Genomic DNA, 12,970 nt, shown 5'->3' on the forward strand with positions numbered 1-12,970 from the left:
TCGGTCAGCATCGAAAGTTGATGGTAACCCAACAAATTATTGCAAGTACCTGGAATAAAGATGAAAACAGGGGGTTAACCGCGGGATAAACCAGAGTCAGGGGAATGTACAAAGGCTCTGAGCATCAAGAAAAACCCCGCCGGACGGCGTAATGCTCATCAGTTAAGGCTAACCAGTTCCCTCTCCCTTGGGGAGAGGGTTAGGGTGAGGGGACAATCACCGCACGACTTGCCCTCACCCCGGCCCTCTCCCACAGGGAGAGGGGGCGATGCCTTGAACCATTGATGCATGATTATGCTGCTTCGCGCTTAACTGACCGGCATTACGCCGGACGGCGGGGTATTGAGTCAATCGCACTGGACCTTGATCGCTAACCCCCCACGGGAGGTCTCGCGGTATTTGGCGTTCATGTCTTTGCCGGTTTCGTACATGGTTTCGATCACTTTATCCAGTGACACTCGGGGTTCACTGGTGCGGCGCAGCGCCATGCGCGCCGAGTTGATAGCTTTCACCGCGGCAATGGCGTTACGTTCAATGCATGGCACCTGCACCTGGCCAGCAACCGGATCGCAGGTCAGGCCCAGGTTATGTTCCATGCCGATCTCTGCGGCAATGCACACCTGTTCCGGGCTGCCGCCCAGCAGTTCGGCCAAGCCAGCGGCGGCCATGGAGCAGGCAACGCCCACTTCCCCTTGGCAGCCCACTTCGGCACCTGAGATCGAGGCATTCATTTTATACAGCGTCCCGATGGCACCGGTGGCCATAAAATAACGGATATAAATATCCGGGCTGACGGACTCAATAAAGTGATCATAATAGGCCAGCACCGCAGGCACGATGCCGCAGGCTCCGTTGGTTGGCGCGGTGACCACTCGGCCACCGGCGGCGTTTTCTTCGTTTACCGCCAGCGCAAACATGTTCACCCAGTCGATCACGTTCATCGGATCGTTAGACAGCTTGTCTGAAGAGACCAACATACGGCGCAATGCTGAAGCACGGCGCGGCACGCGCAATGGCCCTGGCAGCACCCCTTCAGTATTCAACCCACGATCGATGCAGGCGCGCATGGTCTGCCAGACGTTGCCGAAATAGCTTTCGATCTCCTGCTTGCTGTGCAGCGCCAGTTCGTTCTGCATCACCAGGCCCGACAGGGAGAGGCCGGTGGTGTGGCAATGTTCAAGCATTTCACTGGCCGAATGGAACGGGTAAGGCACGCTGACATCGCTGCCGTCGGCTTTGCCGAAGTGCTCTTCATCGACAATAAAACCACCGCCGAGGGAGTAATAGGTTTTGCTGTAAACCTGTTTCTCGCCGGCGAAGGCGTGGATCTGCATACCGTTTTCGTGCAACGGCAGATTATCGCTGCGGAATACCATGCCGCCGTCACGTGGGAAATCGACCTCATGCAGGCCGCTGGCCAGCATCAGACGTTGGCGCTGTTCAACATCGCGTATAAAACCGGGAATGCTGTCGATATCGACGGTCGCTGGCAAATTGCCCGCCAGGCCGAGAATGATGGCAATGTCGGTATGGTGACCTTTACCGGTCAATGAGAGTGAGCCGTAAACGTCTACGGCAACACGCGTGATTGAATACATCAGGCCTTCGTTTACCAGATCGTCGACAAACTGTTTGCCGGCTTTCATTGGGCCAACCGTATGAGAGCTGGACGGGCCGATGCCGATCTTAAACATGTCGAAAACGCTAATCACGCTAAAACTCCTTAAAGAGGCATTATTGTTATGGCTGCGGCAGCCTGAGCTGCGCAGGAAACCAGGTGCTGACATCAAGCGTCTGCGGCGCTGCTTCCTAGGTTGAAACCTTACTGTAATAGTGGTTTATCCCGGGTGATGGTATTTTACAGGTATTTCATAATGTTTAAGAGAGTATTTACGGTTTTTTTAAAAGACGGATGCGCCGAACAGTAGTTGAAAAAGCATTGCTATGACGTGATAGCGATCGCTTTACATAGGGAAATTATAAGAGATAGGCACAATATTGCGCGGTAAGTCACAGAAACTGGCGGCTTTAAATGCTCACCTGCTGCGCCAGACGGCGGATGATGGCGGCGGTCAGCCCCCAGACGAACTGGCTTTGATACCAGGAAAGATAGAGCCGATGCGAGTGGCCACCGCGGTGAATATCCAGCGGATAATAGCGTGAAAGCGTCAGCGCTTCGTGCAGCGGCATTTCAAACACCTCCGCTACTTCTTCGGCATTGGCATAGAATTCGATGTCTGGTGGTATCAGGCCAACGATGGGGGTGACCTGAAAGCCGGTGTTGCTGTCCAGCGGGGCCAGTTGCCCCAGCACATGCACTGCCTGCGAGGGGATCGCCACTTCTTCCTGTGCCTCACGCAACGCGGTGACGATCGCTGAACCGTCTTCGGCATCGGTTTTGCCGCCTGGAAAGGCCACCTGGCCTGCGTGCTTGCGCAATGAATCGGCCCGGCGGGTAAGCAACAGGGTCGGCTCCGGCCGGCAGATAATCGGGATCAGCACCGCGGCCGGGCGCACGTTATGTGAGGCCTGCGTTGCCTGCGGCAACTGCAGTTGAAAACGGCTGATGAAAGCGGCCAGCGACGCCGGATGATCCTGATCTCTCACGAAACGGTAAACTCCCCCAATTGTGGCAATATTCGGCCTACCTTATCAAAGGTTTCCTGATATTCCGCCTGTTCCTGGCTGTCGGCAACGATACCCCCCCCTGCAGAACAATATAGACGACCTTTTTCGGTCATCAGCGTTCGGATGGTGATATTGGTGTCCATGGTGCCGCAGGCGCTGATGTAACCGATGCTGCCACAATAGGCATTACGCCGCTGCGGCTCCAGCTCTTCGATGATCGCCATGGCGCGGACCTTAGGAGCGCCAGTGATCGAGCCACCAGGGAAGCAGGCACGCAGCAATTCGGTGGTTGGCGTGCTGGTGGGCAGAATGGCGGTGATGGTGCTGACCAAGTGATGTACTGCTGGGAATGGCTCTACGGCAAACAGTTCCGGTACGCGCACACTGCCCGGCTGTGCCACACGGCCAATATCGTTGCGCAGCAGATCGACAATCATCAGGTTTTCAGCGCGATCCTTGGCTGAATGGGCCAACTTATGTGCCTGGGCGGCGTCTGCCGCCGCATCGGCCAGGCGTGGCAAGGTGCCTTTGATTGGCCGAGTCTGGATCCGTTGGTTTTCCAACCACAGAAAGCGCTCCGGTGACACACTCAGCACGCTGTTTTGCGGTAGCCGCAAAAAAGCAGAAAATGGGGCACGGTTGCTGGCGCTCAATTGACAGAAAGCCTGCCATTCGTCACCTTGATAAGGCGCGGAAAAGCGCTGTGCCAGATTGATTTGGTAGCAGTCACCGCTGCGTAGGTATTCCTGGATACGGCGAAATTTCTCACCATATTGCTGGCGCGTCATATTCGCTTGCCAGTTGCCCGTCAGGGTAAAAGGCACGCAAGCGGGGGCCTGCTGCTGGTTGAGCCAGCGCCAGCGTTGTTCAATATCGCCATAGCAGAGCAGCGTCAGCGTTTGCCGCTGATGATCGGCAATCAACGCCCAGTCATAAATACCGACCGCCATATCCGGCAGGGCGATATCCGCCTGAGCCCACTGTGGCAGGGCTTCTACGCGCCGCCCTAAATCGTAGCCGAACAGCCCTAATGCGCCGCCCTGGAAAGGGAGATCCGTATGCGGCTCTGGCTGCAGGTGCAGGGCATCCAATTGCTGTTGTAACAGCAGGAAAGGATCTTCTGGCGAGTTTTCACGCTCTGCGCCACGGCAAATCTCGGTGTTTGCGCCATGGGTGGTCAGAGTGACGCGCGGTTCAGCAACCAGGATATCAAAGCGATTATGTGAGTGTTCGGCAAACCCGGAATGCAGCAGCATAGCCCAAGGTTGCTGCGCCAGTGGGGCAAACAGTTCCAGCAGTGACTCTCGGGTATAGGGCAAAGATTTAAGGCTCGGAGTGGTTGCACTCATAGGTTTCAATGGACCTGACAGACTGGAATGACGATGTTGACCGGCCATTCTGCCATATTCTGCTCGCGGCTGCAGCCTGCAGCGGTTCCCGATGAAAAGTAAACGGAAGTTAAATGAAGCATTTTTTGTGACTTTTCTTCGCCGGTAAAATGTGAAAATCGAGAATTATTGGCATTAAAAAATATCGATTTCAGCAAGATAGTGCATTGAATTTATTAGAATAATTAAATTTTCACTTTTGTCAGCAATGAGTCCGATATGTCATTAAAACTGAGTGTGATTGTCCCTCTGCATAATGCCGGGGAGTTGTTTGTGCCTTTTTTGGCGTCTTTGCTCGCACAGCAGGAGCCATCGCTGGAAGTGATCATTGTTAACGATGGTTCTACCGATGGTTCAGGGGAAATTGCTCACCGCTATGCCGCTCAGTACCCGCATATCAGCGTGATCGATCAAGAGAATGCGGGCGTATCCAATGCGCGTAACGCCGGATTGGCCGTCGCGCGTGGGAAATATGTCGCCTTTCCTGACGCCGATGATGTGTTAGCCCCTGACATGTATTCAACGCTGGTTGAACAGGCAGAACAGTATCAATTGGATGTAATGCAATGTAACGGTGAACGTTATTTTGCCAGTCATGACGAGCAGCAGTTGATTATCCCACCGCAGCGCTTGAAGAGCACCCGCGTGCTCAGCGGCACGCAATGGCTGGAAATGGCGCTGAAATCCAGGCGTTTTATTCATGTGGTGTGGCTGGCAGTTTATCGTCTTGATTTTATCAGGCAGCATCAGCTCTATTTTGAACCTGGTTTGCACCATCAGGATATTCCCTGGACCACCGAAGTGATGTTTAACGCCCAACGGGTGAAATACCTCAGCAAACCGCTGTATCGCCAGTGGGTGCACGAGCGGTCGATTAGCAACCGCCGCCGTGTTGGGCTGGCGAATGTTGAATATCAGCGTCATTACATGAAAATTGTAGAGATGCTGGTGGCGTTGAATCAGCGCTATAGCCAGAAAATTCCCCTTTGCCCGGCGTTTCATTGGCAAATCACGCGTGAAGCGCTGGGGATCTGCCACAGTATTCGCCGCGAACCCGAGCCAGAGGCACGGCAGCAGATCACTGAAGAATTCTATCGGCGTGGCATCCATCGAGCGATGATCGCCAATATGCGTGGGGTCAAGCAGGCCTGGCAGGTGATGCTGTGGCTGCGTCGCCTGAAACAGTGGCGCAGCCACAGCCGCAGCCCGATAGGAGCAGTTGAATAACAGACGTAGGGTTCCATGGTTTTAAGGCGTATAATCCACGTCTATTTTACCGGGGAGAAACACATGCTTGCAGGTATGCCATCACTGAGTCATCAAGAGCAGCAGGAAGCGGCTGAACGTATCCATCATCTGATGGAACAAGGCATGAGCAGTGGGGAAGCCATTGCGCGTGTCGCACAGGAAATCCGCGAAAAACATCAAGGGGATCGGGTAACCGCCCTGTTCGATGATGAAGAGGAAGAAGCGCAGGAAGAACCGACCGAATATCTGGAAGACGACGCGGAAGACGACGAAAATTATTGATCTTATCGGGGTTCGGCATGCCGAACCCCTGCGTTATCAGCCTTGAACTTTCACTGCCGCAGCCGCTTGTTTCGCCAATTCTACTGCTTGCTCAACGTTTGCCGCGGTGGCCAGTGCCACACCCAGGCGACGTTTACCGCTGATGTCCGGTTTGCCGAATAAACGCACCTGATTGTGGTCGCTTAACGCCTCAGTCAACCCGCTGAATCGAACGTTTTCGCTGGTCAGTTCCGGCAGGATCACCGCTGAAGCCGAAGGCCCGAACTGGCGGATGCTACCGATTGGCAACCCAAGGAAAGCACGTACGTGCAGGGCGAACTCGGACAGATCCTGCGAAATCAGCGTTACCATGCCGGTATCGTGCGGGCGTGGCGATACTTCACTGAAAATCACGTTGTCACCGCAGACAAACAGCTCAACCCCAAACAGGCCAAAGCCTCCCAAGGCGTTCACCACGTTTGCGGCAATCGCCTGGGCACGGCTTAACGCGAGCTCAGACATCTGCTGGGGCTGCCAGGACTCACGGTAGTCGCCGTCTTCCTGACGATGGCCGATCGGGGCACAGAAGTGTATGCCATCAATGGCATTGATGGTCAGCAAGGTGATCTCGAAATCAAATTTCACTAATCCTTCCACGATCACCCGGCCACCGCCGGCGCGGCCGCCTTGCTGGGCATATTCCCAGGCGCTGCCAAGCTGTTGCTCGCTGCGGATCAGGCTTTGCCCCTTGCCAGACGAACTCATCACCGGCTTGATGATGCATGGATAGCCAATTTCGGCTACCGCCTCACGGAAGCCCTCTTCGCTGTCGGCAAAGCGATAGGTTGAGGTTGGCAAACCCAGCGTTTCTGCCGCCAGGCGGCGGATGCCTTCGCGGTTCATGGTCAGACGGGTAGCTTCGGCACAGGGCACCACGCGGTGCCCCTGTTGCTCCAACTCAACCAGCATACTGGTAGCGATGGCTTCAATTTCCGGCACAATGTAATCAGGGCGTTCCAGCTCAATTAGCGCTTTTAATGCCTGACCATCCAGCATATTGATCACATGGCTACGATGGGCCACATGCATGGCAGGGGCGTCCTTGTACCGATCGACAGCAATTACTTCCAGCCCTAAACGCTGGCATTCAATGGCAACTTCTTTGCCTAACTCGCCGGAGCCGAGCAGCATAACGCGGGTGGCCGATGGGCGTAGGGCGGTTCCAATAGTCAACATAGTCTCGTACCTGATTCTGATAGAAATAATGCGGTCTGATAATGGGGCGCATTATATACGAAAACGATTGCGTGTGCGGGCTGCGAAGCTGCAAAAGAAGGCCGAGCCACCGCGCAATTAGCGGCCCGGCTGAGGAAAATTATGGATAGATGATGCTGAACTGGGTGGTGACATTGGCTGTGCCAGCCTTAATCTCGTTGCTTACTGCCACATAACGGCCAGTGAAGATGAGTTTATTGATATTCCCGGGCGTAGTATCCAACTCGACCTTGTAGGAAAGGGTGTTAGGGGCTATTGAGGCATAGATATTGTATTTGGGATCGTTTTGTATCTGGAATGCAATGCCTTTAGCGGTTGTTGGCGCATCCTGATCATCAAGAGCAAAAGCGCGATAAGCGGTGTATTCTGAAGCGGTACCTTCAAATCGAATTTGTGCATTTTTCACCTGTGGAGGGCAGTTGCTCAGTTCTATTTCAAACTCCTTTAGGGCAGCGGTTGCACCAGGCGAAGGAAATTGCCCGATAGCCATATCATCAAGCACAATATTTTGAGATGGAGTAATCATACAGGCGGTTCCCAGCAGCTTTGAGCTGAAAAGCAATGTGCCATCGCTAGCCATGGCCGCGCAGATTCTGAACCCGACCAGTATACAGGCTAGGGTAATAACACAAGAGGTAAAGGATTTTTTCATCATCATACGTTTCCTTGTTTAATATTTTTAAATGAGTCATTTCCTGGAAAATAAAAAATGACGACCTCGCTAGTTATAATCATTTTTATTTTTCATTGAAGGGGCGAATTATCTTATTGAATATGCTTTATAAGGTGCATTTTGGATGCTTTTTTTGTTTATTGAAAAATGACGAATTAATATTTTTTATTTTATGAAGATTCTTAACGTAAAACGGAGGATTTTTGTTTCCTTATGGTTAAATATTTTATTGACTTTTGTTTGATTTAAATCAAATTTTGCGCGGTGTACTGACACTTAGCAGGATGGCGCTGCGTGGTTTTGTGCAGTTTTTTTACTGCTGCAATCCGGAATCTGCATTAACTCTGTTATCATCTGCGCCTGATCCGGTGCCAGCCCGCGGGCCGCGCCGCCTTTCCACTTGCTATAAGAGTTATTGCCGTGAGCACAGTATCCTTTTCTTCCCTGCCGCTGCCAGCCGAACAGTTGGCCAACCTCAACGAACTGGGGTATGCCGAAATGACGCCGGTACAGGCCGCAGCGCTGCCCGCCATCCTGAAAGGGCAGGACGTTCGTGCCAAAGCGAAAACCGGCAGCGGTAAGACGGCAGCATTCGGCATTGGCCTGCTGGATAAAATCAACGTTGCCCAAGTAGCGGCTCAGGCGCTGATCCTGTGCCCGACCCGTGAATTGGCCGATCAGGTGAGCAAAGAACTGCGCCGCTTGGCACGCTTCACGCAGAACATCAAAATTCTAACCCTGTGCGGCGGCCAGCCGGTAGGGCCACAGCTCGATTCGTTGGTGCATGCGCCGCATATCGTGGTGGGGACACCGGGGCGCATTCAGGAGCATCTGCGTAAGAAAACGCTGGTGCTGGATGATTTGAAGGTGCTGGTGCTGGATGAAGCCGATCGCATGCTGGATATGGGCTTTGCCGATGATATCGACGACGTGATCAGCTATACCCCACAGCAACGCCAGACGCTGCTGTTTTCCGCCACCTACCCGGCAGGCATCGAGCGCATCAGTGCCCGCGTGCAGCGCGAGCCGCTGAACGTGGAGGTGGATGGCGATGACGAGCCGACCACCATCGAACAGCGTTTCTATGAAACCACACGCGATCAGCGCCCGGCGGTGTTGGTTGCGGCGATCCGCCATTACCAACCCGCTTCCTGCGTGGTGTTCTGCAACACCAAGCGTGACTGTCAGAGCGTGTTTGAAGCGCTGGAAGCGCGCGGCATCAGCGTGCTGGCACTGCATGGCGATCTGGAACAGCGCGATCGCGATCAGGTATTGGTACGCTTTGCCAACCGTAGCTGCCGTGTACTGGTGGCGACCGACGTCGCGGCCCGGGGGTTGGATATCAAAGATCTGGAACTGGTCGTAAACTACGAATTGGCGTTTGACCCCGAAGTGCACGTACACCGCATTGGCCGCACTGGCCGTGCGGGTATGGACGGGCTGGCCATCAGCCTCTGTACGCCACAGGAAATGGCGCGTGTCCATGCGATCGAAGAGTATCTGCAAATGACGGCTAATTGGCTGCCGGTTTCAGAACTCAGCGGTGCGTCAAATGTCTCGTTAGAGGCTGAAATGGTCACACTATGTATCGACGGTGGGCGCAAGGCGAAAATCCGCCCTGGCGATATTCTCGGTGCGCTGACTGGCGATGCCGGGCTGACGGCGGCAGAGGTGGGCAAGATTGATATGTTCCCGGTGCATGCTTATGTAGCGATCCGCAAGGCCAGCGCACGCAAGGCGCTGCAACAGCTTCAGCAGGGCAAGCTCAAAGGTAAAAGCTGCAAAGCGCGGCTGCTGAAATAATAAACGGCGGGGCGCTTGCGCTCCTGTCCGGTATGATATTATACTGTATAAAATTACAGTATAATTACCTTTGAGGAATGCGCACATGGCTGTTGAAGTGAAATACGTGGTAGTAAGAAACGGTGAGGAAAAAATGACTTTCGCTAACAAGAAAGATGCCGATGCCTACGACAAAATGCTGGATCTGGCCGACAGCCTCGGTGAATGGCTGCAACAGGCACCGATCGCCCTGGAAGAGGAGCAGCGTGAAGGGCTGAGTTTCTTCCTGGCCGAAAATAAAGAAGCCTTAGCACAGATCTTGCGTGGTGCCGCGCCGCAGGAAACGGTGAAAAAACCGGCGAAAACCAAAGCAGAAAAACCGGTTGTCATCCTGCCAGAAGCGTCCGTACCAGAGTCAGAACAGCAGGCGGCATAATCTGCGGCACAATGATGAACCAGGAAGTGACATGGCTCGTGAGATAACCTTCTTCAGCCGCTTCGAGCAAGATATTATGGCCGGGCGCAAAACCATCACCATTCGGGATGCCAGTGAGTCTCATTTTCAACCCGGTGAGGTGTTGCGCGTGAGCCGTAACGAAGACGGCGTATTTTTCTGTTTTATTGACGTGCTGTCGGTCACGCCGATACGTTTAGGCGCGTTGACCGAGGCTCATGCTCAGCAGGAGAATATGACGCTCAGCGAGCTGAAGCAGGTGATCAACGATATTTATCCAGGGCTGGATGAGCTGTTTGTGATTGCTTTCAGCAAACGCTAATCCCTCGCTTTATGCAACCTGCCAGCCTTCCGCGACACAATTTTGCACCTTTTATACATTTATTGACAAATAATCCCCTACTCTGAAGATTGATCGGCGCTCTGGCACTGGTAGTGCCTTCGCGCCCCATTGCACCTGTTTAGAGGTAGATAATGAAAAATAACTGGATACAACAGATTCAATCCATGTTGGGTGATAAAGCCAACTCAATGGGAGGGGCGGAAGGCCTTGGTAAATTACTGGCCCCAACCGCGCTGGGCGGCCTGGTAGGCGTGCTATTAGCCAATAAGTCTTCCCGCAAAATGGTGGGCAAGTTGGGTAAAAACGCGTTGATAATCGGTGGCAGTGCGGCGTTAGGGGCTGTGCTGTGGAACAAATACAAACAGCGGGTCAAAGAAACGCATCAGGAAGAAGCACAGTTTGGCCAGCAGAGTACGCCAGCGGATTTGCGCGCCAAACGGTTGGTACAAGCGCTGGTGTTTGCGGCCAAAAGCGACGGCCATATCGACGAAGAAGAAAAGCAGGCGATCGACCACAGCCTGGAGCAGTTGCAGGTGGGTGAGGAAGCGCAACGCTGGGTGCAACAAGCCATTGAGCAGCCGCTGAATCCGGATCTGATTGCGCAAAGTGTGAAAAATGAAGATGAAGCGTTAGAAGTGTATTACCTGAGCTGTATGGTGATCGATGTCGATCATTTTATGGAGCGTAGCTACCTTGACGCGTTGGCACAATCGCTGAAAATTCCGGCTGACGTCAAGCAGGGCATCGAAAACGACGTTCATGAGAAAAAACGTGATTTGGTGTAGCTCCGCCGCTTGTTAATCCGAGGGGGATCGGTCACTCTTGTTTTAATCAAGGTAAGCGGATGATTTAGCAATGATGACACCCCCTAAGGCAGATAAACGTCCTTATCCGATCACCACTCACGGTGACACGCGCGTTGATGATTATTACTGGTTGCGTGATGACGAACGCGCAGATCCCCAGGTACTAGACTACTTGCAGGCAGAAAATGCCTACACAGATGCACAGTTAAAGCCGCAGCAGGCGCTGCGCGAAGCGCTGTATCAGGAAATGGTCGCACGTATCCCGCAACAGGAACATTCCGTGCCTTACGTAAAGCGCGGTTTCCGTTATCAGACCCGCTACGAGCCGGGTAATGAATATGCGCTCTATGTCCGCCAGCCAGAAGCGGCACGCGAGCAGTGGAGCACCCTGATCGACGGTAATCAGCGCGCCGAAGGGCACGAGTTTTATACGTTGGGTTGGTTGGACGTGAGCCCAAATAACCAGCGCCTGGCGGTGGCGGAAGATTTTCTGTCACGCCGCCAATATGATATCCGTTTCAAGAACCTGGATGATGATAGCTGGTTCGGTGAGGTGCTGGAGAACACCTCCGGCAATTTTGAGTGGGCGAACGACTCCGCCACCGTTTATTACGTTCGCAAACATGCGAAAACGCTGCTGCCATATCAGGTATACCGGCACGTGGTGGGCAGCGATCCGCAGCAGGATGTGCTGATTTATGAAGAACAGGATGACACTTTCTATGTCGGCCTGGAAAAAACCACCTCTGAACGTTTCATCCTGATCCATCTCAGCAGCACCACCACATCAGAGATTCTGTTGCTGGACGCGGATGATGCCAACAGCACGCCGCAGATGTTTGCCCCGCGACGGAAAGATCACGAATACGGCCTTGACCACTATCATCAGCATTTCTATATCCGTTCCAACAAAGACGGCAAGAACTTTGGTCTTTACCAAAGCGAGCAAGGCGATGAGGCGCAATGGCAAACGCTGATCGCACCCCGTGCCGAGGTAATGATTGAGGGGTTCAGCCTGTTTCGCGACTGGCTGGTGGTGGAAGAGCGTATCGCAGGCCTGACGCAGCTGCGCCAGATTCATTGGCGCAGTGGGGAAGATAAAAGCATCGTCTTCGACGATCCAACCTATGTCACCTGGCTGGCGTACAACCCACAGCCAGAAACTGCCCTGCTGCGGTATGGCTATTCTTCTATGACCACGCCTTCCACGATGTATGAATTGAATCTGGACAGCGGCGAGCGCGTGCAGCTCAAGCAGCAGGAAGTGAAAAACTTTACTGCGGAAAACTACCGCAGCGAGCGGGTGTGGGTGAAGGCGCGCGATGGCGTTGAAGTGCCGGTATCGCTGGTTTACCGTACCGATCGCTTTGCTCAGGGTGCGAATCCGTTATTGGTATATGGCTATGGTTCTTACGGTAGCAGCATGGATCCGGCGTTCAGCGCCAGCCGCCTTAGCCTGCTGGACCGTGGCTTCGTTTTCGCTCTGGCACACATTCGCGGCGGCGCCGAACTGGGCCAACTGTGGTATGAAGACGGCAAGCTGTTCAAAAAACAGAATACCTTCAACGACTTTATTGACGTGACCGAAACGCTGGTGGCGCAAGGTTATGGTGACGGCCAACGGGTGTTTGCCATGGGCGGCAGCGCGGGTGGGCTATTGATGGGGGCAATCATCAATCAGGCACCTCAGTTGTACCATGGCGTGGTCGCGCAGGTTCCGTTTGTGGACGTGGTGACTACCATGCTGGATGAGTCGATCCCGCTGACCACCGGTGAATATGACGAGTGGGGTAATCCAAACGACAAGGCCTACTACGACTATATCAAACAGTACAGCCCTTACGATCAGGTAAAAGCGCAGGATTACCCTCATCTGTTGGTCACCACCGGCTTGCATGATTCGCAGGTGCAATATTGGGAACCTGCCAAGTGGGTGGCAAAACTGCGTGAGCTGAAAACTGACGATCGCCAACTGTTGTTGCATACCGATATGGATGCGGGCCACGGCGGCAAGTCAGGCCGTTTTAAGGCTTATGAAGATATCGCGTTGGAGTATGCGTTCATTCTTTCGCTGGCCGAGTAGCGAAAACGCGGGTGGCAGAAGCCGCCCGC

Annotated in this window: 12 protein-coding genes; 7 read left to right on the top strand and 5 right to left on the bottom strand. The window is 53.7% G+C overall.

The window, feature by feature from the left end; genetic code table 11:
• Positions 1-347: 347 nt before the first annotated feature.
• The 3 genes from sdaA to pabB all read right to left on the bottom strand — a co-directional run bounded on the left by sdaA (position 348) and on the right by pabB (position 3,977).
• Complete coding sequence (gene sdaA, locus WG891_RS12625) at positions 348-1,712, bottom strand: L-serine ammonia-lyase (RefSeq protein WP_337263042.1); 1,365 nt, start codon at positions 1,710-1,712, stop codon at positions 348-350.
• 316 nt (positions 1,713-2,028) lie between these two features.
• A complete protein-coding gene (locus WG891_RS12630; protein ID WP_337263043.1) occupies positions 2,029-2,607 on the bottom strand; it encodes a CoA pyrophosphatase in 579 nt (192 codons plus the stop codon).
• Positions 2,604-3,977: an aminodeoxychorismate synthase component 1 gene (gene pabB, locus WG891_RS12635; RefSeq protein ID WP_337263044.1), complete on the bottom strand. Its 1,374-nt coding sequence runs from the start codon at positions 3,975-3,977 to the stop codon at positions 2,604-2,606. The genes WG891_RS12630 and pabB overlap by 4 nt, the downstream gene beginning before the upstream one ends.
• 258 nt (positions 3,978-4,235) lie before the next feature.
• Between pabB and WG891_RS12640 the strand changes: the two genes are divergently transcribed.
• Together WG891_RS12640 and WG891_RS12645 are read left to right on the top strand one after the other, a co-directional pair.
• Positions 4,236-5,243 carry a glycosyltransferase gene (locus tag WG891_RS12640; RefSeq protein ID WP_337263045.1) on the top strand — a complete coding sequence of 336 codons (1,008 nt, stop codon included), beginning with the start codon at positions 4,236-4,238 and terminating at the stop codon, positions 5,241-5,243.
• A gap of 63 nt (positions 5,244-5,306) precedes the next feature.
• Entirely contained in the window at positions 5,307-5,546 is a 240-nt protein-coding gene (locus WG891_RS12645; RefSeq protein WP_337263046.1) for a YoaH family protein, read from the top strand.
• 36 nt (positions 5,547-5,582) lie between these two features.
• On the opposite strand, the gene purT is transcribed toward WG891_RS12645, so the two are convergent.
• Together purT and WG891_RS12655 are read right to left on the bottom strand one after the other, a co-directional pair.
• Complete coding sequence (gene purT / locus WG891_RS12650; protein WP_337263047.1) at positions 5,583-6,761, bottom strand: formate-dependent phosphoribosylglycinamide formyltransferase; 1,179 nt, start codon at positions 6,759-6,761, stop codon at positions 5,583-5,585.
• A 139-nt stretch (positions 6,762-6,900) separates the two neighbouring features.
• On the bottom strand, positions 6,901-7,458 hold the full coding sequence (locus WG891_RS12655; protein ID WP_337263048.1) for a fimbrial protein: 558 nt from the start codon (positions 7,456-7,458) through the stop codon (positions 6,901-6,903).
• A 435-nt stretch (positions 7,459-7,893) separates the two neighbouring features.
• Between WG891_RS12655 and dbpA the strand changes: the two genes are divergently transcribed.
• The 5 genes from dbpA to WG891_RS12680 all read left to right on the top strand — a co-directional run bounded on the left by dbpA (position 7,894) and on the right by WG891_RS12680 (position 12,941).
• Positions 7,894-9,276, top strand: a complete 1,383-nt coding sequence (gene dbpA, locus WG891_RS12660) for an ATP-dependent RNA helicase DbpA (protein WP_337263049.1) — start codon at positions 7,894-7,896, stop codon at positions 9,274-9,276.
• A gap of 85 nt (positions 9,277-9,361) precedes the next feature.
• A complete protein-coding gene (locus WG891_RS12665) occupies positions 9,362-9,691 on the top strand; it encodes a YebG family protein (protein ID WP_076941289.1) in 330 nt (109 codons plus the stop codon).
• Between the two features lie 31 nt (positions 9,692-9,722).
• Positions 9,723-10,031: a N(4)-acetylcytidine aminohydrolase gene (gene yqfB, locus WG891_RS12670; RefSeq protein ID WP_076941288.1), complete on the top strand. Its 309-nt coding sequence runs from the start codon at positions 9,723-9,725 to the stop codon at positions 10,029-10,031.
• Positions 10,032-10,183: 152 nt separating this feature from the next.
• On the top strand, positions 10,184-10,837 hold the full coding sequence (locus WG891_RS12675) for a tellurite resistance TerB family protein (RefSeq protein WP_076941287.1): 654 nt from the start codon (positions 10,184-10,186) through the stop codon (positions 10,835-10,837).
• A 70-nt stretch (positions 10,838-10,907) separates the two neighbouring features.
• Positions 10,908-12,941: a S9 family peptidase gene (locus WG891_RS12680; RefSeq protein WP_337263050.1), complete on the top strand. Its 2,034-nt coding sequence runs from the start codon at positions 10,908-10,910 to the stop codon at positions 12,939-12,941.
• The last annotated feature ends 29 nt before the right edge of the window (positions 12,942-12,970 follow it).

It is taken from the genome of Serratia sp. MMO-28, assembly GCF_037199905.1.
Classification (GTDB): Bacteria; Pseudomonadota; Gammaproteobacteria; order Enterobacterales; family Enterobacteriaceae; genus Chania; species Chania oryzae.